At 72.2% G+C, this 25807-nt stretch carries 28 protein-coding genes and 2 pseudogenes; 14 read left to right on the top strand and 16 right to left on the bottom strand.

Features of this window, described 5'->3' with window-relative positions; translation table 11 throughout:
* Positions 1–29: 29 nt before the first annotated feature.
* Genes ykgO through rpmG form a run of 3 tightly spaced genes read right to left on the bottom strand, consistent with a single transcriptional unit; the run spans position 30 to position 627 of the window.
* On the bottom strand, positions 30–152 hold the full coding sequence (gene ykgO, locus ACQEWB_RS43225) for a type B 50S ribosomal protein L36 (protein WP_432841228.1): 123 nt from the start codon (positions 150–152) through the stop codon (positions 30–32).
* A 12-nt stretch (positions 153–164) separates the two neighbouring features.
* The gene (locus ACQEWB_RS43220; protein ID WP_432841226.1) at positions 165–422 is read right to left on the bottom strand and encodes a type B 50S ribosomal protein L31; all 258 of its coding nucleotides are present in this window, start codon (positions 420–422) and stop codon (positions 165–167) included.
* Between the two features lie 40 nt (positions 423–462).
* A complete protein-coding gene (rpmG, locus tag ACQEWB_RS43215) occupies positions 463–627 on the bottom strand; it encodes a 50S ribosomal protein L33 (RefSeq protein WP_242761659.1) in 165 nt (54 codons plus the stop codon).
* A gap of 123 nt (positions 628–750) precedes the next feature.
* On the opposite strand from rpmG, the gene ACQEWB_RS43210 reads away from it, so the two are divergent.
* Positions 751–1557, top strand: coding sequence for an HAD-IIA family hydrolase (locus ACQEWB_RS43210; RefSeq protein WP_432841223.1), 807 nt, complete (start codon positions 751–753; stop codon positions 1555–1557).
* On the opposite strand, the gene ACQEWB_RS43205 is transcribed toward ACQEWB_RS43210, so the two are convergent.
* Positions 1543–2316 (bottom strand): sulfite exporter TauE/SafE family protein, encoded by a 774-nt coding sequence (locus ACQEWB_RS43205; protein WP_432841221.1) that lies wholly within the window; start codon positions 2314–2316, stop codon positions 1543–1545. The two genes, ACQEWB_RS43210 and ACQEWB_RS43205, sit on opposite strands and share 15 nt — an antisense overlap.
* Before the next feature lie 144 nt (positions 2317–2460).
* Here ACQEWB_RS43205 and ACQEWB_RS43200 point away from each other — a divergent pair, with 144 nt between their 5' ends.
* The 3 genes and pseudogenes from ACQEWB_RS43200 to ACQEWB_RS43190 all read left to right on the top strand — a co-directional run bounded on the left by ACQEWB_RS43200 (position 2461) and on the right by ACQEWB_RS43190 (position 4530).
* On the top strand, positions 2461–3270 hold the full coding sequence (locus ACQEWB_RS43200) for an alpha/beta hydrolase (RefSeq protein ID WP_432841219.1): 810 nt from the start codon (positions 2461–2463) through the stop codon (positions 3268–3270).
* A 90-nt stretch (positions 3271–3360) separates the two neighbouring features.
* Positions 3361–3637, top strand: a pseudogene (locus ACQEWB_RS43195) (hypothetical protein).
* Positions 3638–3726: 89 nt separating this feature from the next.
* Positions 3727–4530: an SAM-dependent methyltransferase gene (locus ACQEWB_RS43190; RefSeq protein ID WP_432841217.1), complete on the top strand. Its 804-nt coding sequence runs from the start codon at positions 3727–3729 to the stop codon at positions 4528–4530.
* Here the strand turns inward: ACQEWB_RS43190 and ACQEWB_RS43185 are convergent, their stop codons facing one another.
* From ACQEWB_RS43185 to ACQEWB_RS43140, 10 genes are all read right to left on the bottom strand, one after another.
* The gene (locus ACQEWB_RS43185; protein ID WP_432841215.1) at positions 4531–5433 is read right to left on the bottom strand and encodes an NAD(P)-dependent oxidoreductase; all 903 of its coding nucleotides are present in this window, start codon (positions 5431–5433) and stop codon (positions 4531–4533) included.
* Positions 5430–6119, bottom strand: coding sequence for an SDR family NAD(P)-dependent oxidoreductase (locus ACQEWB_RS43180; RefSeq protein WP_432841213.1), 690 nt, complete (start codon positions 6117–6119; stop codon positions 5430–5432). The genes ACQEWB_RS43185 and ACQEWB_RS43180 overlap by 4 nt, the downstream gene beginning before the upstream one ends.
* The gene (locus ACQEWB_RS43175; RefSeq protein WP_432841211.1) at positions 6116–6991 is read right to left on the bottom strand and encodes a cupin domain-containing protein; all 876 of its coding nucleotides are present in this window, start codon (positions 6989–6991) and stop codon (positions 6116–6118) included. Before ACQEWB_RS43175 ends, ACQEWB_RS43180 begins: the two co-directional genes overlap by 4 nt.
* Positions 6988–8340 (bottom strand): amidohydrolase family protein, encoded by a 1353-nt coding sequence (locus ACQEWB_RS43170; protein WP_432841209.1) that lies wholly within the window; start codon positions 8338–8340, stop codon positions 6988–6990. The genes ACQEWB_RS43175 and ACQEWB_RS43170 overlap by 4 nt, the downstream gene beginning before the upstream one ends.
* A 22-nt stretch (positions 8341–8362) precedes the next feature.
* Positions 8363–8776: a transketolase C-terminal domain-containing protein gene (locus ACQEWB_RS43165; RefSeq protein WP_432841207.1), complete on the bottom strand. Its 414-nt coding sequence runs from the start codon at positions 8774–8776 to the stop codon at positions 8363–8365.
* Positions 8728–9342: an alpha-ketoacid dehydrogenase subunit beta gene (locus tag ACQEWB_RS43160; RefSeq protein ID WP_432841205.1), complete on the bottom strand. Its 615-nt coding sequence runs from the start codon at positions 9340–9342 to the stop codon at positions 8728–8730. Before ACQEWB_RS43160 ends, ACQEWB_RS43165 begins: the two co-directional genes overlap by 49 nt.
* Positions 9330–10307 (bottom strand): thiamine pyrophosphate-dependent dehydrogenase E1 component subunit alpha, encoded by a 978-nt coding sequence (locus tag ACQEWB_RS43155; protein WP_432841203.1) that lies wholly within the window; start codon positions 10305–10307, stop codon positions 9330–9332. The genes ACQEWB_RS43160 and ACQEWB_RS43155 overlap by 13 nt, the downstream gene beginning before the upstream one ends.
* Positions 10307–11665, bottom strand: coding sequence for a M24 family metallopeptidase (locus ACQEWB_RS43150; protein WP_432841201.1), 1359 nt, complete (start codon positions 11663–11665; stop codon positions 10307–10309). Before ACQEWB_RS43150 ends, ACQEWB_RS43155 begins: the two co-directional genes overlap by 1 nt.
* A 52-nt stretch (positions 11666–11717) precedes the next feature.
* Positions 11718–12398, bottom strand: coding sequence for a helix-turn-helix domain-containing protein (locus ACQEWB_RS43145; protein WP_432841199.1), 681 nt, complete (start codon positions 12396–12398; stop codon positions 11718–11720).
* A gap of 121 nt (positions 12399–12519) precedes the next feature.
* Complete coding sequence (locus tag ACQEWB_RS43140; protein WP_432841197.1) at positions 12520–13674, bottom strand: sensor histidine kinase; 1155 nt, start codon at positions 13672–13674, stop codon at positions 12520–12522.
* A gap of 169 nt (positions 13675–13843) precedes the next feature.
* Here ACQEWB_RS43140 and ACQEWB_RS43135 point away from each other — a divergent pair, with 169 nt between their 5' ends.
* From ACQEWB_RS43135 to ACQEWB_RS43120, 4 genes are read left to right on the top strand one after another with little or no spacing between them, the layout of a single operon-like run.
* On the top strand, positions 13844–14215 hold the full coding sequence (locus ACQEWB_RS43135; RefSeq protein WP_432841195.1) for a DUF4333 domain-containing protein: 372 nt from the start codon (positions 13844–13846) through the stop codon (positions 14213–14215).
* Between the two features lie 20 nt (positions 14216–14235).
* Positions 14236–14919, top strand: a complete 684-nt coding sequence (locus tag ACQEWB_RS43130; RefSeq protein WP_432841193.1) for an ABC transporter ATP-binding protein — start codon at positions 14236–14238, stop codon at positions 14917–14919.
* A 26-nt stretch (positions 14920–14945) separates the two neighbouring features.
* Positions 14946–16961 carry an FtsX-like permease family protein gene (locus ACQEWB_RS43125; RefSeq protein ID WP_432841191.1) on the top strand — a complete coding sequence of 672 codons (2016 nt, stop codon included), beginning with the start codon at positions 14946–14948 and terminating at the stop codon, positions 16959–16961.
* A gap of 41 nt (positions 16962–17002) precedes the next feature.
* Positions 17003–17698 carry a response regulator gene (locus ACQEWB_RS43120; protein WP_432841189.1) on the top strand — a complete coding sequence of 232 codons (696 nt, stop codon included), beginning with the start codon at positions 17003–17005 and terminating at the stop codon, positions 17696–17698.
* Positions 17699–17711: 13 nt separating this feature from the next.
* On the opposite strand, the gene ACQEWB_RS43115 is transcribed toward ACQEWB_RS43120, so the two are convergent.
* Entirely contained in the window at positions 17712–19124 is a 1413-nt protein-coding gene (locus ACQEWB_RS43115) for a cytochrome (protein ID WP_432841187.1), read from the bottom strand.
* 138 nt (positions 19125–19262) lie between these two features.
* A complete protein-coding gene (locus ACQEWB_RS43110) occupies positions 19263–19730 on the bottom strand; it encodes a potassium channel family protein (protein WP_432841185.1) in 468 nt (155 codons plus the stop codon).
* 204 nt (positions 19731–19934) lie between these two features.
* Here ACQEWB_RS43110 and ACQEWB_RS43105 point away from each other — a divergent pair, with 204 nt between their 5' ends.
* The 6 genes and pseudogenes from ACQEWB_RS43105 to ACQEWB_RS43080 all read left to right on the top strand — a co-directional run bounded on the left by ACQEWB_RS43105 (position 19935) and on the right by ACQEWB_RS43080 (position 25757).
* Positions 19935–20774 (top strand): hypothetical protein, encoded by an 840-nt coding sequence (locus ACQEWB_RS43105; protein WP_432841183.1) that lies wholly within the window; start codon positions 19935–19937, stop codon positions 20772–20774.
* 109 nt (positions 20775–20883) lie between these two features.
* Positions 20884–21692, top strand: a pseudogene (locus tag ACQEWB_RS43100) (SAM-dependent methyltransferase).
* A 40-nt stretch (positions 21693–21732) separates the two neighbouring features.
* A complete protein-coding gene (locus ACQEWB_RS43095) occupies positions 21733–23136 on the top strand; it encodes a glutamine synthetase family protein (RefSeq protein WP_432841181.1) in 1404 nt (467 codons plus the stop codon).
* Between the two features lies 1 nt (position 23137).
* On the top strand, positions 23138–24268 hold the full coding sequence (locus ACQEWB_RS43090; protein WP_432841179.1) for an amidohydrolase family protein: 1131 nt from the start codon (positions 23138–23140) through the stop codon (positions 24266–24268).
* A 15-nt stretch (positions 24269–24283) separates the two neighbouring features.
* Complete coding sequence (locus ACQEWB_RS43085; RefSeq protein ID WP_432841177.1) at positions 24284–24820, top strand: NUDIX hydrolase family protein; 537 nt, start codon at positions 24284–24286, stop codon at positions 24818–24820.
* Between the two features lie 16 nt (positions 24821–24836).
* Positions 24837–25757 carry a sigma-70 family RNA polymerase sigma factor gene (locus tag ACQEWB_RS43080; protein WP_432841175.1) on the top strand — a complete coding sequence of 307 codons (921 nt, stop codon included), beginning with the start codon at positions 24837–24839 and terminating at the stop codon, positions 25755–25757.
* Positions 25758–25807 lie beyond the last annotated feature (50 nt).

The following is a 25807-nucleotide window of genomic DNA, read 5'->3' as shown; positions in this document are numbered from 1 at the left end:
TGGGGGGCCGCCCGGTACCCGTATCGCCGTCAGCCCTGGCGGGCCTTGAAGCGCGGGTCCCTCTTGTTGATCACGTAGACCACGCCGCGCCTGCGGACCACCTGGGCGCCGGGCCTGGACTTCAGCGAGCGCAAGGACTTGCGCACCTTCATGGTTCTGCTCTCCTAGTCGCGCGTGCCGGCACGGCCGTAGCGGCGCTCGAAGCGCTCCACTCGGCCCGCGGTGTCCACGACCCGCGTGTTGCCGGTGTAGAAGGGGTGGGACGCCGAGGAGATCTCGACGTCGATCACGGGGTATGTGCGGCCGTCCTCCCACTCGACCGTCTTCGACGAGTCGGCGGTGGAGCGGGTCAAGAAGGCGGTGTCCGCGGCACGGTCGCGGAAGACGACGAGCCGGGTGTCGGGATGAATGCGGGGCTTCACGGGGTTTCCTTCCTGGGGAGGCGGTGCGGTACGGCGATGTTCAGCGGGTTTCGCGGAACTCGACGTGGGCCGCGGCCACCGGGTCGTACTTGCGCAGGACCAGCCGGTCAGGGTGGTTCTGGCGGTTCTTGCGGGTCACGTAGGTGACGCCGGTTCCGGCCGTCGACCTCAGCGTTACGACGGGGCGCGCCTTGCTGCGTGCCATCGGGTCCTCCCTTCGCCCACGCCACGGATTCTCGATCCGAGCATGTCAATCACAGCCGGTTCAACAACGCCTCCCGCCGTCGCATTCCCGTGTCCTGCGGGCGGGTCCGGCTATCGTCCGCACATGGATTCCGTACGTGCCGTGCTGATCGACATCGACGGAGTGCTCACCGTCTCCTGGCAGCCGCTGCCGGGGGCCGTGGCGGCGCTGCGGGAGATCCGGGAGGCCGGGCTCGGTGTCGCGCTGGTGACCAACACGACCTCACGGACGCGGGCGTCGATCGCCGGGACGCTGCGGGCGGCGGGGTTCGAGGTCGACGCGGAGGACATCCTCACGGCTCCGGTCGCCACCGCCGCGTATCTCGCCGAGCGCTGGCCGGGGGCGCGGTGCGCGCTGCTGAACAGCGGGGACATCCGGGAGGACCTGGTCGGCGTCGACCTCGTCGAGCCGGGCGACCTTGCGGACGGGGCCGTTCCGGATCTGGTCGTCGTCGGAGGTGCCGGTCCGGAGTTCGACTACGACACGCTCAACCGGGTCTTCGGTTGTCTACAGCGCGGGGCGCGACTGGTGGCCGTACACCGGAATCTGTACTGGCGTACGGACCAGGGGTTGCAGCTCGACTCCGGTGCGTTTCTCGCCGGGCTGGAACGGGCGGCTCGGGTCGAGGCCGAGGTCACCGGGAAGCCCGCGGCCGCGTTCTTCGAGGCGGCGCTGGCGCGGCTCGGGGTGGGGGCCGACGAGGCGGTGATGGTCGGGGACGACGTCGAGTCGGACGTGCTGGCCGCGCAGCGCGCCGGGGTCACCGGGGTGCTGGTCAGGACGGGGAAGTACCTGCCGGAGACGGAGCGGGCGGCGAGTGGCGGACCCGATCATGTGATCGACTCGTTCGCGGACCTGCCGGGGCTGCTGCGGGGTTCAGCGCAGAAGTAGTTGCAGGCCGCCGACGATCGTCGCCGCGATCACGAGTTGCTCGAAGAGGCGCTGGTTGATTCGGTTCACAGCCCATTTGCCGAACAGCGCGCCGGGGACGACGAACACCACGAGAGCCGCGTCGAGGAGGAGGGAGTGGCCGTCGATCAGGCCGAGGCCGGCGCTGAAGGGCACCTTCGACACGTTCACGATCAGGAAGAAGAACGCCGAGGTGCCGAGGAAGCCGAGCTTCCGGAAGCCGGCCGACAGGAGGTACATCGACATCACGGGGCCGCCCGCGTTCGCCACCATGGTGGTGAAGCCGCCGAGGACGCCGTACGAGCGGGCCTTGATCCGGCCGGAGCGGGTGGTCACCGAGTCCGGTTCCTCGTCGGCCTCCGCCTTGCGCCGGCGCCATATCGTCACCGCCGCCATGAGGAGCAGGATCGCGCCGATCGACGTCCGTACGACCGCGTCGTCGGCCCACACCAGGAAGAGTGTGCCGACGACCACCCCCGCCGCGACCGCCGGGAACAGTCGCCACAGGGTGGGCCAGTGGGCGTGGCGGCGGTACGTGATCACGGCGAGGACGTCGCCGGCGATCAGAATCGGCAGGAGGACGCCGGTGGAGGCGCGGGCGGGCAGGATCGCCGCGAAGATGGCGAGGCTGACCGTGTTGGCCCCGCTCACGGCGGTCTTGGAGAAGCCTACGAGGAGGGCTGCGCAGGCCAGGGCCGCGAATTCCCAGGTGGTTATGTGCCAGAGCGTCATCGTGTCCATGCGGGGACCGATGCTATGTGCAGGCAACGGTGTGTGTAAGTACCGTCTCGCTGGTTGGCGCCCGGCGTTCGGATGCGCCGGATGTGCCGACCCGCACTGGGAAGATCCCGGAGACGACCTTCCGCCGAAGCAACTGGAGGACAAATGCCGGACGTCCGCGAGCACGTGCTCCCGGGAACCCGTGGTGCCGTCGTCGTGCGCGAGTGGCCTGCGGAGCGGCCGCGGTACGTGGCTCTCGTGGTGCACGGTTACGGCGAACACGTCGGCCGCTACGAGGAGGTGGCCGGGGTCCTGGTGGGGCATGGCGCGGTCGTCTTCGGGCCCGATCACATGGGGCACGGGAAGTCGGACGGCGAGCGGGTGCTGATCGAGGACTTCGAGGAGGTCGTCGCCGATGTCCACGCCGTGGTCGGGCTGGCGGGATCCCTGCACCCAGGGCTGCCGGTCGTCCTCGTCGGGCACTCCATGGGCGGGCTGATCTCCGCGCGGTACGCCCAGCGGTACGGCGACGGGCTCGCCGCGCTGGTGCTGTCCGGGCCGGTGATCGGGGCCTGGGAGCTGCCGGGGCGACTGCTCGCGCTGGACGAGATCCCGGACACGCCGATCAGCCCGGCCTCGCTCTCCCGGGACCCGGCGGTCGGGGCGGCGTACGCGGCGGATCCGCTGGTCTGGCACGGGCCGATGAAGCGGCCGACGCTGGAGGCGTTCGCGCGGACCCTGGAGACCGTGGCCAAGGGCGGGGACGTCGGGCCGCTGCCGCTGTTGTGGCTGCACGGCGACGACGACCGGCTGGTGCCGCTCGCCGGGAGCCGGGTCGGCATCGAGCAGCTGAGGGGCCGGTGGCTCACCGAGCGGATCTATGCAGGCGCCCGGCACGAGGTCTTCCACGAGACGAACAAGGCGGAGGTGTTCGCGCACCTCGTTCGCTTCCTGGACGACAGGCTCAGGGACTGAGACGGCGCCGCGAGCCGGCAGACCGTCACGTCTGCCCTCCTTTCGCCCTGGGCACCCGCGCGTCCACGGACGACAAGGAGGAGCAACCCCATGACCGTGGTGAAGAGCACGCTTCCCGAGCCGGCCCGCGAGGTCGCCGGGGAGGCACTTCAGAGCACGCTCGTACGCCGACACGGTGGCGGAGCGGTCGGCGGCGCTGGGCCTGCCGCCGGACGGCCGGCTGCGGTGGGGGTGCCCCCTCTGGGGGAGGATCGCCGCGACCGACGAGCCGGATCCGGTCACCCAGGACCTGCTGATCTCGCTCACCGCGGAGCTGGAGAGGGAGCGGTGGATGTTCGACGCCGAGAACTGGCCGCGCGGCAACTGACCGACACCGGGCGAGGGCTACGTCGGGGTGGGTGGGCGTGCCAGACTGCTCGCGCGTGACTTCGGGTACGCCGAGCAGAGGAGCAGTGCGTGACCGCGACCGGGCCGGGCCTCTCCCGGATCGACACGAGCAGGCCGCACCCGGCCCGTGTCTACGACTGGTTCCTCGGCGGCAAGGACAACTATCCCGTCGACGAGCAGCTCGGGCGGCAGATCATGGCCATCGAGCCCGCCGCGGCGAGGGCCGCGCGTGCCAACCGCGGCTTCATGCGGCGGGCCACGCGGCTGCTGGCCGAGCAGTCGGGGATCCGCCAGTTCCTCGACATCGGCACGGGGATCCCTACCGAGCCCAACCTCCACCAGGTCGCCCAGGGTGTCGCACCGGACGCGCGCGTCGTCTACGTCGACAACGACCCGATCGTGCTGGCCCACGCGGGCGCGCTGCTGCGCGGCACGCCGGAAGGTGTCACGGAGTATGTGCAGGCGGACGCCCGCGATCCCCGCTCGATCCTCGAACAGGCGGGCCGCGTACTCGACTTCGGCCGGCCGGTCGCACTCTCACTGATCGCCCTGCTGCACTTCGTCGCGGACGAGGACGGCGCCCACGACCTGGTGGACACCCTCGTCGACGCGCTGGCGCCAGGGAGTTGTCTCGTCCTCTCGGCGATGACCGCCGACTTCGAGCCGGAGAACGTACGGCGGAGCATCGAGGCGTACTCGGCGGGCGGAGTGACGCTGGTGGCCCGTTCGCAGGCCGAGATGGGCAGGTTCTTCAAGGGACTTGAGGTGATCGAGCCGGGGATCGTGTGTGTGGTGGACTGGCGGCCGTCGGAGGTCGGTGGGGAGGGCGAGGAGCCCGTGGCTCTTTATGCGGGAGTCGGTGTCAAGGGCTGACTACGGACCTCCGGGGACACGGCCTCGGAGGAACTCCGCGATCGCGCTCAGGTCCCGGTCGGCCAGACCGCCGTCCATGGCCTCACCCACCAACTGTCGGTTGGTGGCGGCCTGTTGCATGGGTGCGCCCACCCGTTCCGCGAGGGACAGGGCCAGGTCGAGATCCTTGGCGACCAGTTCGAGGGTGAAGGCGACCACGGCTCGGTCGGGGTGCAGATACGCGTCCCGCTTGTACTGCACGAACGGCGCCCCCGCGGCGCCCGACGCGAACACCTCGTACGCCGACTCGCGGGACACCCCCGCCCGCTCGGCCAGGACGAGGGCTTCGGCGAGGGCCTGATTCAGGCCCAGGAGAAGGGAGTTGACCGCCAGTTTCATCGCGGCGCCGGCGCCGGCCGGGCCGAGGTGGACGACGTGCGCGGCCAGGACGTCCAGCACGGGGCGGGCCCGCTCCAGTGCGGTGGCGTCTCCGCCGACCATGACGGTGAGCCTGCCCTGCTCCACGAAGACGACGCTGCCGGAGACGGGGGCGTCCAGGAGGGTGGCGCCCGTCTTCTCGACGAGCGGGCTCAGCGCGGTCACCGTCTCGGGGGCGACGGTACTCGTGTCCAGGACCACCGTGCCGGGACGCAGGCCGGCGGCGATCCCGTCGGCCCCGCCGTACGCCTGGGTCACGGCGCGGTCGTCGGCCAGCGAGACGAGGACGACGTCCGCCGCCGCGACGGCCTCCCGGGCCGAGTCCGCGACGACGGCACCGGTGGCCTCGGCCTTCGCCCGGGTGCGGTTGTACGCCGTCACCTGGAACCCGGCCTCGCGCAGCCGTACCGCCATCGCGGCACCCATCCGCCCGGCCCCGATCACCGCCACGCACGCCTTGCCTCCACTCACGGTCGCTTCGCTCACCCCAACAGCCACCCCCCGTCCACGCTCAACTCCACCGCATTGACAGACCTGTTGCGCAGCAGGAAGTCCACCGCGTCCACCACATCCGCCATCGTGGCGAGCCGTCCGGTCGGGGTCCGGGCTCGCAGGGCCGCCAGCACCTCCGCCGGCTTGGCCTGCCAGTACGGGCTGTCGCCCACGACGCCCGGGTGGACGGCATTGACACGGACCGGCGCCAGCTCGACGGCCAGGGTGTTCACCAGGCCCCGTACTCCCGCGTTGACCGTCGCCACCGTCGTCGCCCCGGGATACGGCCGCTCCTTGGCCTGGCCACCGAAGACGACGATCGCGCTCTCGTCGGTCATGCGGGGCCGCAGCACGTGCACGACCTCGGTGTAGCCGACGAGTTTGAGGGTGACGAGGGCGAGGGCGCCGTCGATGTCGTAGTCGGCGGCGCGGTTCTCGTCGCGGGAGACGCCCGCGAGGACCAGGTGGTCGACGCGGCCGACGTCTGCCAACGCCCCTGCGATCGACCGGGGTTGGGAGAGGTCCAGGGCGAGGCCGCGGGCACCGACCTCCTTGGCGACGGCCGCGGCACGGTCGGCGTCGCGGCCGGTCAGCACGACCTCGTCGCCCGACTCCGCGCGGACCCGGGCGAGTTCGCGGCCGATGCCCGACGTGCCGCCGACGACCAGGACACTGCTCATGGCTCCAGGGCCTCCCTCAGGTACTCCCAGTCGCGGGTGAAGCGGTACGAGTGGCGCGGCGGCGGCTGCGGGGCCTGGGTCTCCAGCCAACGCAGCGGTCCGTTACCGGCGTTGGCGAAGCCGTGCACGCAACCGGCGCCCGCCCAGGCGCAGTCGCCGGGCCCCAGGCGGTAGCGCTCACCGTCGAAGACCGCGTCGGCCTCGCCTTCGAGGAAGTAGTACGTCTCCTCGAAGGGGTGGTCGTGGGTGCCGGCGACACCGTCGGGCGCGTACTGGACCATGAACATGGTCGAGGCGACCGCGCCGAGGTCGCCGTCGACCATCATCTTCACCGTGATGCCGCTGTAGACGAGCAGCGCGGTGCGCATGCTCGCGGAGACCGCGAGGAGGTCCTGGGACTGCTTGCCCGGGTCCATCTGGGCGGGCTCGAAGTGGCCGAAGGACCTGGTGCGCGGGTCACGGACGTCGATACGGACGGGCGTGCGCGACGGCAGGTCCGGGACCGACTGGGTGTCGTGTCCGTAGCGGGCCCGCGGTACCGGCGCGAGCATGTCCGCCCAGCGGGCCGCCGTGTCCCCGGCGCCGCGCCAGGCGTGCGGGACGCCGGTCGGGAGGATGCCGTAGTCGCCCTCCTCCAACAGGAAGGCGCCCTCCGGCATTTCGAGGATCACCGTCCCGTCGAGGACGTGGAAGCTCTCCTCGTACGAGTGCACATGCGCGGGGACCGCGCCGTCCGGCCGCAGTTCGCAGACGCCGAAGCCGGTGTGCGCGCTGCCGTCGCCCTCGCCGACCAACTCCCGCCTGTAATAGCCGAGTTGGTCGTACGGCGGCTCGGTTGCGTCGGCGGCCCGGCGCACCAGGTGTCGAGTCATGCGGTCGGCTTCGCCTCCTTCGCCGCGAGGAGCCGGTCACGGGACTCCTCGACCAGCCGCCGGGCCCGCGCCACGTCGGCCGTCAGCTTCCCGTCGCGCTTGTGTACCACGCCGTCGACGATGACCGTCTCGACGTTGGAAACGTCGGCGGACAGGGTGACCGCGGCGGCCGCGTCGTGCACCGGCGCCACGTTCAGGGCGGTGGCGTCGAGGGCGACGATGTCGGCGCGCTTGCCGGGGGTCAGGGAACCGGTGCGGTGCTCCAGTCCCGCGACATGCGCGCCGTTGCTCGTGGCGATCCCCAGCATCTGACGTGCCGTCAACATCGTTTCGGGGACCGGCACATCGGCCTGCCAGCACTCGGCGTTGACGCGGGCCCGCTCGGCGCCGAAGGCCGCGCGGATCTGGGTGAACATGTCGCCGGGGACGGTGGTGACGACGTCGATGCTGAGGGACGGTCGCAGCCCGTACTCGATCGCCTTCATCACGGGCGGCCAGCCGTGCCCCATCTGCGTCTCGACCTGCGGCGCGATGGACACCGTACCGCCGCTGTCGGCGACCATCCGCCACTCCTCCTCGCTGAAGTAGCAGCAGTGGATGTAGGTGGTGTCCGGGCCGAGGAGACCGAGGTCGCCCAGCTGCTTCACCATGCCGAAGCGGCCGGCCATCCGGCCCATCGCCACGTGCACGGTGATCGGGATGCCGAGTTCGCGGGCGAGGGCCCATTCGGCGGTGACGACGTCGTTGACGCAGAAACCGGGGCCGCGGGTGGCGAGCCCCATGGTCAGCAGGCCGTCGTCGGAGGCGAAGTACCTGTCGCGGATACGGCGGACGTCGTCGCCCGGGATCGCGATCTTGCTCTCGAACCAGTAGTCGGCGAGGGAGGTGTTGGCGCTGCCGTACGCGTACTGCGCGCGGATGCCGGTCTCGCCGAGCGCCTGGATCGCCGCGTCCGGATGCTCGGGCGTGTTGTTGATGTGGGACCAGTCGACGACCGTGGTGATGCCGGCGTTGAGGCATTCGAGGGCGCCGGCGAGGTTGGCCGCGTACACGTCCTCGGGCGTGTAGAGCGGGGCGAAGGTGTCGAGGATGTCGACGAAGTAGTCGTCCAGGGTGGCGTCGGGGGCGACGCCGCGGATGGACGCCTCCCAGGTGTGGCGGTGGGTGTCGACGAAGCCGGGGACGACGATCCGGCCGGTCATGTCGAGTACTTCGGCGTCGGCACTGATCTCCGGCTGTACGGCCGTGATCTGCCCGTCCTCGATCAGGACGTCACCCCTCGGCAGGTCCCCGATGGCGGGGTCCATGGAGACGACGTGCCCGGCGCGAAGGAGTGTCCGATCGGTCATCGCGCTTCCTCCTAGCGGGTGTTCAGTACGCGGCGAGACTCCGGACGGCCGCCACGACCTTGTCTGTGGTGGGGATGACCTGCTCCTCCAGCGTGTCGGCGAACGGAAGCGGGACGCACTCCCCCGCGATCCGCCGCACCGGCGCGTCCAGCAGACCGAACCCCTCGTCGGCGACGACCGACACGAGCGTGCCGCCCCAGCCGCCCTGGTACGGGTTCTCCTCGACGGTCACGAGTCTCGAGGTCTTCGCGAGGGAGGCGAGGACCGTCGCGGTGTCCAGCGGGACCAGGGAGCGCAGGTCGACCACCTCGACGCCGACGCCCTCCTCGGCCAGCCGCCCGGCGGCCTCCAGCGCCAGCGGCACCATCGAGGCGAGCGCCACCAGCGTCACGTCGGCGCCCTCGCGGACGACGGCGGCCCGGCCCAGCTCGACCACGTGGTCCGGGGGGCGGGCGCGCCCTTGCTCGCCAGCAGTCCCTTGTGTTCGAAGAAGACGACGGGGTCGTCGCTGCGGATGGCGGCGGCCATCATGCCGACCACGTCGGAGGGGGTGGCGGGCGCGGCGATCTTCAGTCCCGGTACGGTCAGCGCCCAGTTCTCGGTGGCCTGCGAGTGCTGGGCGCCGAAGCCGAGACCGCCGCCGTTGGCGGTGCGCACGACGAGCGGAACGGTGACCTGACCACCCGTCATGTACCGCACTTTCGGTATCTCGTTGGCGAGGTAGTCCCAGCAACAGGCAAGGAAGTCACTGAACATGATCTCGGCGACCGGCCGCATCCCGGTCATCGCGGCGCCCATCGCCGCGCCCACGATGGCCTGTTCGGAGATCGGCGTGTCCCACACCCGGTCCGGCCCGAACTCCTTGAACAGCCCGGCGGTCGTCTTGAACACCCCGCCCGCCTCGCCGATGTCCTCGCCCAGGCACACGACGGACGGATCGCGCCGCATCTCACGCGCGATGCCCTCGGCGACCGCCTCCCGATAGGTGATCACGTCCGCCATGCCGCACCTCCGTCCGCCCATACGTCGGTCAGCGCCTCGCGCGGATCCGGCGGCGGGGCGTTCCTGGCCGCCTCGACCGCTTTCTGTACGAGGTCACGGGTGCGCTCGTCGGCGGCGGTGACCGTCTCCTCGGGCACCCCCATCTCGACCAGCCGGCCGCGTGCGAGGTCCAACGGGTCGTGCTTGAGCCAGCGTTCGACCTCCTCGGCCGGGCGGTAGGTGGCCGGGTCGGCGCGGCTGTGCCCGAAGTGGCGGTAGGTCTCGGCCTCCAGCACAGCGGGCCCGTCTCCTGCGCGGGCCCGCCGGGCCAGCCCGGCGACCGCCTCCCGGACGGCGACGACGTCGTTGCCGTCGACGGTCTCGCCGGGGATGCCGTACGCCGGCGCCCGGTCGGCCGCGGGGCGGGCGACGGCCGTGACGTCGGCGATCGGCGTGTACTCCATGTACAGGTTGTTCTCGCAGACGAACAGCACCGGCAGCTTCCATACGGCGGCCAGGTTGAGCGCCTCGTGGAAGGCGCCGATGTTGGTGGCGCCGTCTCCGAAGAAGGCCACGGCGATCTGTTGCGTGCCCCGCAGCCGGGCGGACCAGGCGGCGCCGACCGCCATCGGGAGGTGGGCGCCGACGATGGCGTACGAGCCGAGCATGAAGGCGTCGGCCTTGGTGAGGTGCATCGAGCCGCCCTTGGCCTTGCACAACCCCGTTGCGCGGCTCATGAGTTCGGCGAGGCACTCCTCGGGGGTGGCGCCGCGGGCCATGGCGTGGTGGTGGCCGCGATAGGTGGCGAAGACGTAGTCGTCGGGGCGCAGGGCGGCGCTCGCGCCGACGGCGATCGCCTCGTGGCCTGCGGCGAGGTGGGTGGTGCCCTTGACCAGGCCGGACAGGAACAGGTCGTGGGCGGCCTTCTCGGTACGGCGGATGACGGCCATCTGCTCGTACAGGGCGAGGAGTTCGGTCGCTTCCATCAGCGGTTCCCGGTGTTCGGGTGGGACTGACGGCCACCGTTCCCGGTGTTGAGATGGGACTGCGCTTCCCGCCGGGTGTTCAACTCGCCGCCGACCGTCCAGTACTTGCGGCCCGCGACCAGCAGTTCCTCGGCCGGGAACTTGGTGATGACCTCGCAGCCGTCGGCGGTGACGACCAGCTCCTCCTCGATGCGGGCCGCTGACCAGCCGTCGGCAGCCGGCCAGTAGGTCTCCAGGGCGAACACCATGCCCTCTTCGAGGACTTCGGGGTGGTCCAGGGAGACCAGGCGGCTGAAGATGGGCTTCTCCCAGATCGACAGGCCGACCCCGTGGCCGTACTGCAGCGCGAATGCCGCGGTCTCGTCGGCGAAGCCGAACTCCTCGGCGCGCGGCCAGACTTGGACGATGTCGGCGGTCGTCGCGCCGGGCCGGACGAGGGAGATGGCCTCGTCCATGTACTCGCGGCAGCGGACGTAGGCGTCCCGTTGGGCGCCGGAGGCGCTGCCGACGGCGAAGGTGCGGTAGTAGCAGGTGCGGTAGCCGAGGTGACTGTGCAGGATGTCGAAGAAGGCGGGGTCGCCGGGGCGGATCAGGCGGTCGCTGTAGACGTGCGGGTGGGGTGAACAGCGTTCGCCGGAGATGGCGTTGACGCCTTCGACGTACTCGCTGCCGAGGTCGTAGAGGACCTTGCTGACCAGGCCGACGCACTCGTTCTCGCGGACGCCCGGGCGGAGGTGGCTGTACAGCTCCTCGTAGGCCGCGTCGACCATCGCGCAGGCCTGGGTGAGCAGGGAGATCTCGTCGTGGGTCTTGGTGCGGCGGGCCTCCAGGAAGACCTGCTGGCCGTCGACGACGTCGATGCCCTCGGCGCGCAGGGCGGCGAGGATCGGCATCTCGGCGACGTCGATGCCGAGCGGCTCGCCGGCGAGGCCGTGTTCGCGCAGTTCGCCGGCTATCTTGCGGGCCACGTCCGCGGCGATCCCGGCGTCCGGGTGGAAGGCGCCGCGGAGCGTGGAGATGCCGGCCCGGGCCCCGGTGGGCGGGCCGCCCTTGCCGTCGCTGTAGTCCAGCCAGGGGTTGTAGAGCTGGTGGTGGCGGGCGGCGGAGCCGAAGTCCCAGATGATCGGCTCACCGCCGCGCACCAGCAGGGCGAAGCGGATCAGCTTGTCCATCGCCCAGGTGCCGATGTGCGTGGCGGTCATGTAGCGGATGTTGGCGAAGTCGAAGCTCAGCACCGCGCCGAGCGACGACGCGTTGAGCTTCTCGTGGAGCCTGGCCAGGCGCTCTCGGCGCAGCCGGTCCAGGTCGACGCGCTCTTCCCAGTCGACGGCGTTGGGTCCATATGTGCGGATCGCCACGGCGACCACCCCCACTTCGGAGTAGACGACCGCCGCGCCCGAGTGTCAAGTACTACTGAACACCCTGGCTGAACACGAACCAGACGCCGACGGCCGGCTCGGCTCCATCATTCCGGTAGCGGTGCGGGGTCGTCGACTCGAAGCAGACGGCGTCGCCGGGACCGAGCGTGTACTCGTCGAAACCGAGGGTGAGGACGAGTTCGCCGGAGGTCAGGTAGCCGTACTCGGTACCGGCGTGCCGCATCAGGCCGCCGGAGCTGGAGGAGGAGCCGCCCGGCCGGTAGGTCACCCGCAGGAAGTCGACGTCGGTGCCGGGGACGTGGCCGAGCCGCTCCCACAGCACGCCCGAGTCCAGCTCCAGCGTCTCGTGCGCACCGGCCGCGACCAGCGGCCCGATACGGCGGCCCGGGTCGGCGGCGAAGGCGGCGAGGGCGTGCAGGACGGTGGCGGGGGCGGCGGACGCGGTCACCACCGGCGCCGCGGCGACCTCCTCCTCGTACCCGTCGAAGAGCGACTCCACGGAGATCGACAGCGCGGTGGTGATGGCGTACAGGGTGCTCACCGAGGGCTGGCTCTTGCCGGTCTCGATCTGGGAGACCAGGCTCGCGGAGACGCCGATCTCCCGCGCGAGGGCGCGCAGGCTCACGCCCTTGGCGAGGCGTGCCTGCCGGATGCGCGCGCCCACGGGCGGCACGGCGGCGGGGGACACGGCGGCTCCCTTCTCCGCGGACATGTGCAGCACCATTGAACAGCGGAGGTGGGTCGCCGCACCAGGGGCACCGGTCTCGGCGGGGTGGCGGGCTGGTCGCAGCGTGGAGCCGGATGCCGCCCCGCGGGGCCCAACCTCCGTATCCTCAGGCCCTGTTCACCGGAAACCGTGCCCGCAGCCGCCAGCCGCCGCCGTCCCTCGGCCCCGCCTCGAGTTCGCCGCCGAGCGCGGTCACCCGTTCCTTCAGGCCGACCAGGCCGAAGCCGCCGCCGTGGGCCGCGGCCGGAAGCTGGGTGCCGCCGCGGCCGTCGTCGGCGACCGAGACCGACAGGTGGGTGGCGTCGAACGACAGCGCGACCGTGATCTCCGTGGCGTCGGCCGCGTGGCGGCGGACGTTCGTCAGCGCCTCCTGGACGACCCGGAAGGCGGCCGCCTGGACCTCGTGCGGGAGGTCGGCGGGGACGGCCGGGGCGCAGTGCAGGGTCACCTTCTGGACCGGGCTCGCGAAGCCCTCCGTGAGTTCGGTGATGCCGGCGAGGTCGCCGACCGGGCGGCGGTCGGCCTCGTCCGTGTCGCGCAGGACGCCGACCGTGCGGCGCATCGAGGCGAGGGCCTCGGTCGAGGCGCGTTCGATGCCGGCCAGCACCGGATCGAGGCCTTCCTGCCCGGCGTTCGCCATCATGCGGGCCACCTGGGTCTGCACCAGGATCCCGGTGACGTGGTGGGCGACGAAGTCGTGCAGGTCGGCCGCGATCGCCACGCGCTCCTCGCGCCGCGTCTCGGTGACGGCCACGGTACGGCGGTAGTCCAGGGCACGGAGGTAGGCGGCGAGGCCGGCGACCAGGCCGATCAGGACCAGGGCGCCCACCATGAAGCCGAGGGTCTCGCCGTCGAAGGAGCCGGAGTAGCGGACCGGCATGAACACCAGGGCGGCGCCGGCCGACACGCCGCACACGACGGTCCAGCGGGGCGGGCAGTGCCGTACCGCGATGAAGACCAGGGAGAGGAGGATCGCGATCTCGCCGGGGCCGAAGAGGGCCTCCGAGCCCTCCAGGACCGCGCCGGCCGTGTAGATCCCGGAGAGCAGGGCGGGTACGGCGGTGCGCAGTTGCGGGGTGAACCAGGCGGGCCGGTGCGCGACCGGCCAGAGCAGGGCGGTGAGTCCGGCCAGGAGCACCACGACGGTCGGCCCGACGGGCCGGCCGTCGGCGGCCGCGATCAGGACGTCTGCGACGCCCGCGGCGAGCAGGACGCCGACGGCGATGCCATGGACACAGCCCCGGCCGGAGATGGAGGTCATGCGGATCACCGTAGGTCAGACGGCGGGGCGCCCGGATCGGCCGAAAGGCCGAGGGCCGGCGGCCGGGTCATGGCCGTATGGCCGAGGCGTGCGCCCGTGCCCGCGGGCGAGTGTGGAGCCGCTTCCTCTCCCCTTGCCCCTCGGGGCCCTCAGTCATCAGGAGCACGTGATGCAGCTCAACAAGTTCCTAGTGGGCGCCGTCGGCGGGGCGACCGCCGTGGTCGCCCTGGGCGGCCTCGGCACGTATCTGCTCTCCGGGACGGAGTCCACCTCCGAGCTCGACCACTACAGCACGGCCGAAGTGGACGGTCACAAGGCGCTGGCGGCCCGCATCGTCGAGGGGCGGACGCAGAGCAAGTACCACCCGCTGCCCTGGGTCGGGCGGAAGGTCACCGACGTCAGCTGCCCCACCGGCCTGAAGGCGGTCGCCGGGGCCTCCGTCACCTGCGTCGGCAGGACCGGCGACGGGAAGTCCGTGACCATCCCGGTCTCCGTGGTCAAGGCGACGGACTCCTCCGTCACCTGGAAGTTCGAGCGCTGAGAGAGGCACGGGACACGATCGTGAGCACTGTTCTGGCCGGACTCGGCCTGGTGAAGAAGTACGGCTCCACCACCGCCCTGGACGGCGTCGACGTGGAGGTCCGCGAGCGGGACTCGCTGGCGGTCATGGGCCCTTCCGGCTCGGGGAAGTCGACGCTGCTGCACACCCTCGCCGGGATCATCCGCCCCGACGCCGGCACCGTGCTGCTGCGCGGCCAGGCCATCGACGGGCTGAGCGAGAACCGGCTCAGCGCCCTGCGCCGCAAGCGGTTCGGGTTCGTCTTCCAGTTCGGCCAGCTGCTGCCGGAGCTGCCCGCCGAGGAGAACGTCGCGCTGCCGCTGATGCTGGAGGGCATGGCGCGGAGGCAGGCCGTCCAGCAGGCGCGCCGCTGGTTCGCGCCGCTCGGCCTCGACGGCCTTGAGCACCGGAGGCCCGGGCAGCTCTCCGGCGGCCAGGCCCAGCGCGTCGCGATCGCCCGCGCCCTGGTCGTCCAGCCGGACGTGGTCTTCGCCGACGAGCCGACCGGCGCCCTGGACCAGCGCACCAGCGAGGAGGTCGTACGCCTGCTCACCTCCGTGACCCGCGAGCAGGGCGCCGCCCTGGTGATGGTCACCCACGACGCCGACGTCGCCGCCCACTGCGACCGCGTCCTCCAGGTCCGGGACGGCCGGATCAGCAACTACAGCCAGTACACGGTCAGTTGACCCGCCCGCCCTCCTGGAGCCCCGCCATGCGTTCCCCCGTCCTGCCCCTGACCTGGCATCTGACCAGGTCCGCCGGCCGCCGAGGCCTGCAGAGCCAACTGCTGGCGGCCGGCGCCGCCGCCGTCGGCGCCTTCGTGATGCTGGTGATCGTCGCCGCCACACTCGGCGCCGGCACCCGCGCCGACCACACCAAGTGGCGTACGCCCGACGCCGTTTCGTCCGGGCGGGCCACCGCCGTCCAGGCCCTCGCCACCACCTGGGTCCGCCACGACCCGGTCACCGTCGTCTCCCTCGCCCAACTGCCGGGCCGCGCACGGACTCCCGCGCCGCCGGGCCTGGACTCCTTCCCGAAACAGGGCGAGGTGTACGTCTCCCCCGCCTTGGCCGACCTGCTGCACAAGCTGCCCGCGAGCCAACTCGCCGACCGTTTCCCGAAGGTGAGGTCCTACGGCACGATCGGTGACGCCGGTCTCGCCTCCCCGGACGAGCTGGTCGCCGTCGTCGGCCGGGCGCCGACCGATGCGGCCCTGGCGAAGTCGGCCGCGGACGACAGCCGTTCCTGGTTCGACATCGGGCAGTTGGACCGCGCCGGGATCTCCGGCTTCCGCGGCGACACGGCCAGCATGTTCACCGCGGGCGACCAGGGCATCGCCGCCCTGGGGGTCGTCCTGCTCGCGCTGCCCGTGACCGTGCTCTCGGCCGCCGCCGGGCGGCTCGGCGCGGCCCGGCGCGAGCAGCGGCTGGCCGCGCTGCGCCTCGCGGGGGCGACCCCGCGGCAGATCATCGCCATGACCGCGGCGGAGGCGGCCGTGCTCGGCGCGGGCGGGGCGGTGACGGGTGCGCTCGCCTACGTGCTGTCGCTGCCGGTGCTCGCGCAGGTGCCGTTCGGGGTGGGCACCTGGTTCGTCGGCACTCTGTGGGTCGGGCTGCCCTGGCTGGCGGCGGTCGTGGCCGGGGTCACGGTGCTCATCACCGTCAGCGCGGTCTCGATGCTGCGCCAGGTCGCCAGTTCGCCCCTGGGCGTGGCCCAGCAGGCCGACCCGCGGCGCACCCGCATGATCCGCCTCGCCTTCTTCGTGGCGGCGCTGGCCGTCATCTTCCTGTTCAGCGGCGGAGGCATGAGCTCGAAACAGGCCCTCGCCCTTCTCCTCCTCTTCTACGGCGCGTTCTGGCTGTTCGGGCCCTGGGTGGTGGACCGGCTCGGCCGCCTGGTGAGTCGTTTCGCCAAGCGTCCGGCGACCCTGCTCGCGGGTCGGCGGCTCAGCGACGATCCGCGCGGGGCCTGGCGCACCGTCAGCGGGCTGGTGCTGGCCGGGTTCGCGGCGGGGTTCTTCTCGGTCAGCATGCTCGGCTCCGACACCAGCCAGTACCAGGGCCAGGTCGCGGTGAGCACGGCCAGTGCGGCCGACGCCCGGTCCGCGGCCGTCGAGGCGCGCACGCTGCTGCGCGGGGCGGGCGTCACGGCGACGGTCGCGGCGGGCCGTACCGACGACTACGAGAACCTCCTCGGCGGCAACCCCGGCGTCATCGCCCACGTCAGGGGCGACCAGGTCCAGATCGACACCGCGACCACGGCACTCACGCCGCTCGTGGCGGGCCGGTTTCCCTTCGGCCAGGACTACGCGGGCGGCTCGGACAAGGCCACGTTCGACCGCCTGGACGCCGTCACGATCGGCACGTTGGCGTTGAGCTTCCTGCTGGCCGCGTCCTCCGCGGGGCTGACCGCGGCGGCGAACGTCCTCGACCGGCGGCGGGTGTACGGGCTGTTGCGGTTGGCGGGGACGCCGTTGCGGGTGCTGGACCGGGCACGGGTGCGGGAGACCGTCATCCCGCTGGTCGTGCTGGCCGGCGGTACGACCGCGATGGGGGCCTACGGCTCGTACCAGCTCAACAAGACGGCCGGGGCGACGATCAACACCTCCGGGGTGATCGAGCTCATGGTCTGTGTGGTCATCGGTGCGGTCGCCGTGTTCGCGGCGATCTCCGGGAGCAGGCCGCTGTTGCGGAAGGTGACGACGGATCCGGCCCAGACCGCGGAGTGACCGTCGGGGAACGTTCGGAGAACGTAAGGCATGATCGAGACATGAACGTCCCCGTCCCGTCCGGTGCGCCCATCCGCGTTCTGATCGCCGATGACCAGGACATGGTCCGTACCGGGTTCCGGTTCTTTCTGGATGCTCAGCCGGACATCACCGTCGTCGCGGAGGCGGCCGACGGGGAGGAGGCGGTGGCGCTCGCTCGGCGGCTGCGGCCCGACGTGTGTCTGCTGGACATCCGGATGCCGAAGCTGGACGGGCTGGAGGCCACCCGGCTGTTGGCGGGGCCCGACGTGACGGAGCCGATGCGGGTGGTCGTCGTGACCACCTTCGATCTCGACGAGTACGTGTACGGGGCGCTGCGCGGCGGTGCGTGCGGGTTTCTGCTGAAGGACTCGGGTCCGACGCTGCTCGCGGAGGCGGTGCGGGCCGCCGCGGCCGGTGACTCGCTGGTCTCGCCGTCCGTCACCGTGCGGCTGCTCAAGCACGTCACCGCGGAGCCTCGGCCCGCCGCTGCCCGCCGGGGCGCGCCGCCGGCGGAGGCTCTCACCGACCGGGAACTCGACGTCGTCAGGCTGGTCGCGCTCGGCCGGACCAACGCCGAGATCGCCGCCGAGCTCTACGTCTCCCTCTCCACGGTCAAGACCCACCTCTCCAGCGTCCAGCTCAAGATCGCCGCCCGGAACCGCGTCGAGATCGCGGCCTGGGCCTGGCAGAACGGGTACGCGCAGCCGGGTACCTGACCGGTCCGGGGCATCAGCCGTTCGAGCGGATCAGCCCGGTCAGGTACCGCCACAGCGACGACCGCCGCCTGTTGGCCCGCTCACGCTCCTCCGGTACGTCCGCCGCGGCCGACGTCGCCTCGACCGGGTCCGGCAACTCCGGTACCGGTCCGGCGAGTTCGTACCGCACCGGCAGGGAGCGCAGGCCGCGCATGAACGGTGAGGAACGCCATGGGAGTTGGTCGACCGGGAGGGCCAGTTCCAGGTGGGCGAAGCGTTCGAAGACGCGGCTGACGCCGGCCGCCGCGATGGTCGAGGCGAGTTCGCGGGCGGGGCACTGGCGGGGTCCGGCGCCCCAGGACAGGTGGGCCCGGCTGCTGATGCTGGAGCCCGTGGTCATCTGGCCGGCGAAGAGCGGGTCGGCATGCGCCGCGGCGGATGAGACCCACACCGGGTCGCCGGCCCGGATGGTGTAGTTGCCGAGCTCGGTGTCCTCGGCGGCGAACCTCGGCACGAAGTTGACCAGCGGCGGCTTGCGCATGACCACGCGGTTCATGGTCTCGCGGACCATCCCGGCGGACAGCGCGGTGCGCACACCGCCCTCGGCCTCCCCGGAGATGACCTCGACGACGGTGTTGGAGATCAGGATGCCGACGTGGTCGGAGGTCATGCCGAGCAGCATGAACAGCTCGCGGGCGAGCGCGTCGACCGGCAGGTCGGGGTGGGCGGCGAGGAGGTGGGAGGGGAAGTCGTCACCCGGCTTGGCGATCTTCGCGGCGGCGAGCTCCGAGAGGGTCACCAACAGGCGGGCCAGGGCGGGTTCGGCGTCGGGGCCGGCGTCCAGCACCCGCCACATGTCCATCAGGGCGTCGTCGCCCTGCGAGCCGGGGAAGCCGAGCAGGTGGCTGGCGGCCATCAGCGGGAGGGGCCGGGAGAACTGCGCGGAGAGGTCGGCGAGTCCGGTGCCGCCGCCCTGTGCGAGGAGGGTGATCAGCTCGTCGGCGTAGCCGGTGACGGCGGACTTCAGCCGCCTGGCCTGCGGGTTGCGCGGGTCCTGGAAGGGGCGCAGGGCGGCGTCCCAGGCGGTGCGCAGGGTGCGGTAGGAGGGCCCGCCCTGGATCAGGACGTGGTTGACCTCCAGGGAGGGGGCGAGAGGCCAGTCGGCGGGGACCCGGCCCTCGGTGCGGGCCCGCCAGTTCTCCAGGCCCTTGGGCCAGCCGGCGTCGTCCTGGAGCACCTGGAGCGACTCGCGGTAGCCGAGCACCAGCCAGGCGGGGACGCCGAGCAGGTCGACCGGCGCGACCGGGCCGTGGCGTTCGCGCAGCCGCTCGTAGACCAGCGCGGGACGCGTCTCGTAGTCCCGGGTCAGCAGCGGCTGCGGGTCCAGGGCCTCCAGACGCCTGTCGTCCGCCGCCTTGTCCCCTCCGTCGACCAGGTGGGATTCCATGGTTCCGTCGCCCCCATCCGACACTGCCCGTAGTGGCCCGCAGGCTGTCCGTGCCTGTGGACCGCTGGGACTTTACCCCAGGGGTCACTCCTGGCACACGGTGGGGTACTCGCGAGTAGCGGGAGGATGCCTCCGGTCTCAGTCCCGCCCGTCCTTCCCCGCCACCATCCGCTCCAGCCGGTCGAAGCGCTCGTGCAGAGCGCGGGCCGTCTCCTCGCCCAACTCCCGGGCTCCGGGCCCGAGACGGTGCCGGCGTCGCTGTTCCCGGCCGACGAACCAGGTGGCCAGGGCGGCGGTGACCATGCCGTACGTGGTGATGCCGACGACCATCACGACCGCGCCGATGATCCGGCCGCCCAGGGTGACCGGGTAGAAGTCGCCGTATCCGACGGTCGTCGCGGTCTCGATCGACCACCACAGGGCCTGCGGGTACGTCCTCAGGTTGGCGCCCCGCGCGCCGTCCTCGACGGCGACGACCGCCCAGGAGCCGAGGAGCATGACGACCGCGAGGAGGGCCGTCGCGCCGCCCGCCGCCTTGAGGTGCAGTGAGCGGCCCTCGCGGCCGAGCAGCGACTCGATCGTCCTGGCGAGGAATCCGGGCAGCACGGTCACTCCTTCGCGGGCGTCGGCATGGGGTCAGTGTCGGTGTGGGGGCCGCGGCCCGCCTGCCGGGCGGCGCGTTCGAGTTGCCGTACGACCTGCGGTGTTGCGCCTGCGGGGCTCACCCGTACGGCTCAGTGGCGCTGGTGGGCGGGGGAGGTCGGTGGTGCGCTGGGGGAAACCACGACTTCTGCTTCGGAGGCTTCCGCGATGAGCCGTCGTCCCTCGCCACCCCGGCGCCCGAAGGGCAGGGGAGGCATCCCTCCCGTCCGTGTGCTCGCCTGTGCCCTCACCGCGAGCGCGCTGCTGGCCACCGCGGCCTGTTCGAACGACGGCGACGACGACGGCGGCTCGTCCTCGGCTTCCGACATCGCCGCCTCCCCGCTCGCCGAGGAGTCCGCGACCCCGGCCCGGCTCACCGAGGCCGGGGCGCGGGCCGCGCTGATCACGCCGGCGGACATCGAGGACGACTGGACGCAGGTGAAGGACGCGGCGACCTGGCGCGACAGCCTGCTCGTCGGCAGCGTCGACGTGGCGGACCTCCTCACCGCGAAGACGAACGCCGCCGACTGCCAGAGACTCCTCGACTCGCTGTACAGCGACGACCTGCTGGGCAAGCCGTCCGGCGCGTCCGCGCTGACCGGCTTCGAGGAGGGGCAGTCCCGACTCCTCTATCAGGTCGCCGCCTATCAACGCGCCGACCTGGACGCCTCGTTGGCCTGGCTGAAGTCCCTGCCGGTCAAGTGCGACCAGTTCACCGCGACCGACTCCAAGGGCGGCAGGCGGACCGTCCAGGTGATCGACTCCCCGCCCCCGGAGGCCGGCGACGCCCGGCAGGGGCTGCGGGTGACGGTGAAGAGCACGACGAGCACGCTCACCCTGGACGTGGCCGCCGTCCGCGTCGGCACCGACGCGATCACCGTCACCGCCGGTGGTCTGGACGGCGGCGAGACCGACTCGGCCGAGCAGGCGGTGAAGCAGGGAACGCAGCGGCTCAAGGACGTCCAGGCCGGCAGGACGCCGACGGCGAATCCCGGCCAGTTCGACTGACGGGCCGACAGGCACATTTCTCGCACAACCGGTCGCCCGAATCCCGGGACAGCGTGATCACCCGGCGGCACAATGGCGACGACCGCAGGGTGCGAGAAGGAGCTGAGTCGTGAGGGAGAGCCACACCCCGGGCGGGTCGGCACGGCTGAACACCGCGGTAGCGCACAACGCGCGCGTGTGGAACTACTGGATCGGCGGCAGCGACAACTACGGCGTCGACCAGCGGGTCGGCGAGCACGTCGCCGGGATGTTCCCGGTGATCCGGGAGATCGCCCGCGCGGACCGCTGGTTCCTGGGCCGGGTGGTGCGGTTCCTCGCCGAGGAGCACGGGATACGGCAGTTCCTGGACATCGGGACCGGGCTGCCGACGGCGGAGAACACCCATGAGATCGCCCAGCGGATCACGCCGGACGCGCGGATCGTCTACGTCGACAACGACCCCATCGTGCTCGCCCACGCCCGCGCCCTGCTCACCGGCACCCGTGAGGGCGTCACCGACTACGTCGACGCCGACGTGCACGACCCCGACGCCATCCTCCGAAGTGCCGCCCGCAGCCTGGACTTCACCGAGCCGGTCGCGATCCTGATGCTCGGCATCCTCAACTTCGTCCTCGACACCGAGGAGGCGCGGCGGATCGTACGGCGGCTGACGGCCGCGGTGCCCTCCGGCAGCTTCCTGGCGCTGACCCACCCCACCACCGACGCCGATCTGGGCGGCGGGGCCAGATACCGGCCATGTGGTTCTGGAACGAGAACGCCACTCCCCCGATCACCGCCCGTCCCGGCACGGACATCGCCTCCTTCCTCGAGGGCCTCGACCTCCTCGAACCGGGCCTGGTCTCGTGTTCGCGCTGGCGGTCGGGTTCCGAATCGCCCGCCGTGGTACCGCAGTTCGGCGCGGTGGCCGTGAAACCCTGACGCACGGCACTTCCTGTGCCGACCCCGTCGAGGAGGACGTATGACCACCCTTGCCGACCCCGTTCCCGGCGGCCGCCCCGGCGACGTCGAACGGGCCACCGCGCTGAGCGACGAGCTGTCCGACCGGGGCGTGCACGGCATCGTCCTGTCGTACGTCGACACCGCGGGCGTGGGCAGGGTGAAGACGATCCCGACCGCGAAGCTGGCCTCGGCCGCGGCCTGGGGCGTCGGTATGTCACCGGTGTTCGACACCTTTCTGGCGAACGACTCCATCGTCGCCACCGACGTCCTCGGTTCCCCGGACGGCGACCTGCGCCTGTACCCCGACCTCGACCGACTCGCCGTGCTGGCCGGGCAGCCCGGCTGGGCGTGGGCGCCGGTCGACCGGATCACGCAGGAGGGCGAGCGGCACCCGGGGTGCAGCCGGACCGTCCTGCGCCGGATCGTCGCGGAGGCGGCCGAGCGGCACGGTCTGACCTTCAAGGCGGCCGTCGAGATCGAGTGGGCGGTGGGTCAAGGGGCGGCGGCGGACGGCGAGTTCGTGCCGGCGACCACCGGGCCCGCCTACAGCGCCACGCGCCAGGTGGAGTTGAGCGCATACGGCGTCGATCTGCTGGCCGCGCTGGCGGCGCAGGACGTGGACGTCGAGCAGCTCCATCCCGAGTACGCGGCCGGGCAGTTCGAGGTCTCGGTGGGCGCGCTCGACCCGGTGGCGGCGGCCGACCGGAGCGTGCTGGTCCGGCAGACGATCCGGGCGGTGGCCGCGCGGCACGGGCTGGTGGTGTCGTTCGCGCCGGCGGTCTTCGCGCAGGGCGTCGGCAACGGCGGTCATGTCCATCTCTCCGCCTGGCGCGACGGCGTCAACCTGCACTCCGGCGGCGACGGCCGGCACGGCATGACGGCCGGGGCGGAGTCGTTCGCGGCCGGGATCCTGGATCATCTGCCCGCGCTGACGGCGGTGACCGCGCCGAGCCCGGCGAGCTATCTGCGGCTCAAGCCCTCCCAGTGGGCCGGGGTGTTCACCGCCTGGGGCCGGGAGACCCGCGAGGCGGCGGTGCGGATCGTCACCGGCACCGCGGGCCTGCACGACCGGTCCGCGAACCTGGAGGTGAAGCCGGTCGACCTGGCCGCCAACCCCTATCTCGCCCTCGCCTGTCTGATCGCGGCCGGCCTGGACGGCCTCACGTCCGGCACTCCCCTGCCGGAGGAGATCACCGGTGACCCGGCCCGCCTCGACCCCGCCGACGCGGCGGCCCACGGCGTCCGCCGACTGCCGACCTCCCTTCCCGAGGCCGTGGCGGAGTTCCGCAAGGACGAGCGGCTGCGGTCCGCGCTCGGGCCGGTCCTCGCGGACGCGGTGATCGCCGTACGGCAGGGGGAGAGCGCGGCGGTCGAGGGGCTGGACGACGAGCGGGTGGCGGCCGCCTACCGCTGGAAGTACTGACGTGGGCGCGGTCCAAGAGGCGCTCGACGCACTGAAGTTGACGGACCATCACTGCCACGGCGTGGTCACCGCGGACCTGTCGCGGGAGGAGTTCGAGCCGCTGCTCACCGAGGGCGGTGCCTGGCCCGGCTTCTCCACCTTCGACACCCCGGTCGGCGTGGCCGTCCGCCGCCACTGCGCTCCCCTGCTGGACCTGCCCCGCCACGCGCCCGCCGACGAGTACGTGGCCCGGCGGGCGGCACTCGGCGGGCGCGAGGTGAACCGCCGTTTCCTCACGGCCGCCGGAGCGGACACCTTCTGCGTCGACACCGGCTACGCCCCGGACCGCCTCACCACGCCCGCCGAACTGGCGGCGGGCGCGGGCGGAACGGCGTACGAGATCGTGCGGCTGGAAAGCGTCGCGGAGGCGGTGGCGGCGCAGGGGGTCGAGGCCGGCGAGTACGCGGCCGCCTTCCGCGCGGCCGCCGAGGAGGCGGTACGGCGGGCGGGCGTGGTCGGCGTCAAGTCGGTCGCCGCCTACCGCACCGGCTTCGGCCTCGACCCGGCCCGCCCCTCGGCCGCGGAGGTCACCGAGGCGGCCCGGCGCTGGCTCGCGGCCGGTGGTGTCCGGCTGGCGGAACCGGTTCTCGTACGCCATCTGCTGTGGACCGCCGTAGACCTGGGGCACCCCCTCCAACTGCACGTCGGGCTCGGCGACAACGACATCCGGCTGCACCGCTCGGACCCGGCCCAGCTGACCGACTGGCTGCACCTGACCGCCGGCACGATCCCGGTCCTGCTGCTGCACTGCTGGCCGTACCAGCGCCAGGCCGCCTATCTGGCCGCGGTGTTCGAGCACGTCTACCTGGACGTGGGCCTCGCGCTGCACCACGTCGGCCCCGCGCGGTCGCGGGCCGTGCTGGAGGAGGCCCTGGAGATCACCCCGTACCGCAAACTGCTGTACAGCTCCGACGCCTATGGTGTGGCCGAGTTCCACCACCTGGGCGCCCTGTCGTTCCGCCGGGCGCTGGCCGGTCTGCTGCAGGACCGGGTGGACGCCGACGAGATGGCCCTGTCGGACGCGCTGCGGTTCGCGGAGTGGGCGGGAGCACATAATGCGCGTCGGGTCTACCGCCTTCCCAGCCCCTCCTGAAAGTATGATCAAGCAATGTCTGACATGACCGAAACCACGCCCGGCTGGCTCTCCCCCGACGAGCTGGAGCTGGCGCGCGCCCGCATGCCGATCCTGTACGTCGAGGCCGTGCCCGTGCGTGTCGACGACAGCGGTGAAGTCACCAGCGTCGGCCTGCTGCTGCGCATCGGGCCGGACGGGACGGTCAGCCGGACCCTGGTCTCCGGCCGGGTCCTGCACCACGAGCGGGTGCGGGACGCCCTGCTGCGCCACCTGGAGAAGGACCTCGGCCCGGTGGCGCTGCCCCGGATCCCGGCCTCGCTCCAGCCCTTCACGGTCGCCGAGTACTTCCCGACCCTGGGCATGACGCCCTACCACGACCCGCGCCAGCACGCGGTGTCGCTGGCCTACGTGGTGCCGGTCACCGGCGACTGCCGGCCCCGGCAGGACGCGCTGGACCTGGTGTGGTTCAGCCCGCAGGAGGCCGTGTCGGAGGCGGTGCAGAGCGAGATGCCGGGCGGGCACGGGGTGCTGCTGCGGCAGGCGCTGGCCCACGTGGGCTGCTCGGTCTGAGGGAGGCGGCCCGCGTATGGACCTCGAGCCGTACCGGGCCGAACTGGTGGCCTACTGCTACCGCATGCTGGGCTCCTTCCACGAGGCCGAGGATCTGGTGCAGGAGACGATGCTGCGGGCCTGGAAGGCCCGTGAGCGGTACGACTCCTCGCGTGCGTCGGTGCGGACCTGGCTGTACCGGATCGCGACCAATGTGTGCCTGACCGCGCTCGAGAGGCGGGCGCGCCGGCCGTTGCCGTCGGGGCTGGGGGCGCCGAGCGAGGATCCGGGGGCGCCGCTGACGCCGGCCTTCGACATTCCGTGGCTCCAGCCGTTCCCCGACGCCCGTTACGACGTCGAGGCGCGGGGCGATCTGCGGCTGGCGCTGGTGGCCGCGATGCAGGTGCTGCCGGCGCGGCAGCGGGCGGTGCTGGTGCTGCGGGAGGTGCTGGAGTTCAGCGCGGCCGAGGTGGCGGAGCAGTTGGGGACGACGGTCGCGGCCGTCAACAGTGCGCTCCAGCGGGCGCGGGTGGCGCTTGCCGGCGTGGGCGATCCGGGCGAGGTGGCCGAGCCGGCGGACGCGGGGGCGCGGGAGGTCGTGGCGCGGTATGCGCGGGCCTTCGAGGCGGGCGATGTGCCCGGCCTGGTGCGGCTGCTCACGGACGAGGCCGTGCTGGAGATGCCGCCGGTGCCGTTGTGGTACCGCGGGAGCCGGGACTACGGGCTGTTCATGGAGCGTGTGTTCGCGCTGCGCGGGACCGGGTGGCTCACCCGGGCGTGCGAGGCGGGCGGGCAGCCCGCGTTCGCGGCGTACGCGCCGGTGCCGGAGGGCGGGTTCAGGCTGCACACGCTTCAGGTGTTCACGGTGGTCGGCGGGCGGGTCGCGCGGAACGTGGTGTTCGCGGATCCGCAGGTCTTCGCCGCCTTCCGGCTGCCCCCGGAGATTTCTTCCGACTGATGTCGCGGGCCGCGATGAGCCGGGGCGGTGGCGCCGGTATGTACCGGTGA

The sequence above is a fragment of the Streptomyces sp. CA-249302 genome, from assembly GCF_050936785.1.
In the GTDB taxonomy this organism is placed as follows: domain Bacteria; phylum Actinomycetota; class Actinomycetes; order Streptomycetales; family Streptomycetaceae; genus Streptomyces.
The sequence above is the reverse complement of the archived record's forward strand: the minus strand, read 5'-3'. Positions and strand labels throughout refer to the sequence as shown.

Excerpts from the sequence above, each read along its gene's own strand:
- ACQEWB_RS43125 (WP_432841191.1), top strand. The coding sequence starts at position 14,946 with ATGCGTTCCCCCGTCCTGCCCCTGACCTGGCATCTGACCAGGTCCGCC.
- ACQEWB_RS43145 (WP_432841199.1), bottom strand. The coding sequence starts at position 12,398 with ATGTCCGCGGAGAAGGGAGCCGCCGTGTCCCCCGCCGCCGTGCCGCCC.
- ACQEWB_RS43170 (WP_432841209.1), bottom strand. The coding sequence starts at position 8,340 with ATGACCGATCGGACACTCCTTCGCGCCGGGCACGTCGTCTCCATGGAC.
- ACQEWB_RS43135 (WP_432841195.1), top strand. The coding sequence starts at position 13,844 with ATGCAGCTCAACAAGTTCCTAGTGGGCGCCGTCGGCGGGGCGACCGCC.
- ACQEWB_RS43140 (WP_432841197.1), bottom strand. The coding sequence starts at position 13,674 with ATGACCTCCATCTCCGGCCGGGGCTGTGTCCATGGCATCGCCGTCGGC.
- ACQEWB_RS43180 (WP_432841213.1), bottom strand. The coding sequence starts at position 6,119 with ATGAGCAGTGTCCTGGTCGTCGGCGGCACGTCGGGCATCGGCCGCGAA.
- ACQEWB_RS43080 (WP_432841175.1), top strand. The coding sequence starts at position 24,837 with ATGGACCTCGAGCCGTACCGGGCCGAACTGGTGGCCTACTGCTACCGC.
- ACQEWB_RS43160 (WP_432841205.1), bottom strand. The coding sequence starts at position 9,342 with ATGGCGGACGTGATCACCTATCGGGAGGCGGTCGCCGAGGGCATCGCG.
- rpmG (WP_242761659.1), bottom strand. The coding sequence starts at position 627 with ATGGCACGCAGCAAGGCGCGCCCCGTCGTAACGCTGAGGTCGACGGCC.
- ACQEWB_RS43155 (WP_432841203.1), bottom strand. The coding sequence starts at position 10,307 with ATGGAAGCGACCGAACTCCTCGCCCTGTACGAGCAGATGGCCGTCATC.
- ACQEWB_RS43120 (WP_432841189.1), top strand. The coding sequence starts at position 17,003 with ATGAACGTCCCCGTCCCGTCCGGTGCGCCCATCCGCGTTCTGATCGCC.
- ACQEWB_RS43210 (WP_432841223.1), top strand. The coding sequence starts at position 751 with ATGGATTCCGTACGTGCCGTGCTGATCGACATCGACGGAGTGCTCACC.
- ykgO (WP_432841228.1), bottom strand. The coding sequence starts at position 152 with ATGAAGGTGCGCAAGTCCTTGCGCTCGCTGAAGTCCAGGCCCGGCGCC.
- ACQEWB_RS43085 (WP_432841177.1), top strand. The coding sequence starts at position 24,284 with ATGTCTGACATGACCGAAACCACGCCCGGCTGGCTCTCCCCCGACGAG.
- ACQEWB_RS43205 (WP_432841221.1), bottom strand. The coding sequence starts at position 2,316 with ATGGACACGATGACGCTCTGGCACATAACCACCTGGGAATTCGCGGCC.
- ACQEWB_RS43095 (WP_432841181.1), top strand. The coding sequence starts at position 21,733 with ATGACCACCCTTGCCGACCCCGTTCCCGGCGGCCGCCCCGGCGACGTC.
- ACQEWB_RS43200 (WP_432841219.1), top strand. The coding sequence starts at position 2,461 with ATGCCGGACGTCCGCGAGCACGTGCTCCCGGGAACCCGTGGTGCCGTC.
- ACQEWB_RS43175 (WP_432841211.1), bottom strand. The coding sequence starts at position 6,991 with ATGACTCGACACCTGGTGCGCCGGGCCGCCGACGCAACCGAGCCGCCG.
- ACQEWB_RS43105 (WP_432841183.1), top strand. The coding sequence starts at position 19,935 with ATGAGCCGTCGTCCCTCGCCACCCCGGCGCCCGAAGGGCAGGGGAGGC.
- ACQEWB_RS43115 (WP_432841187.1), bottom strand. The coding sequence starts at position 19,124 with ATGGAATCCCACCTGGTCGACGGAGGGGACAAGGCGGCGGACGACAGG.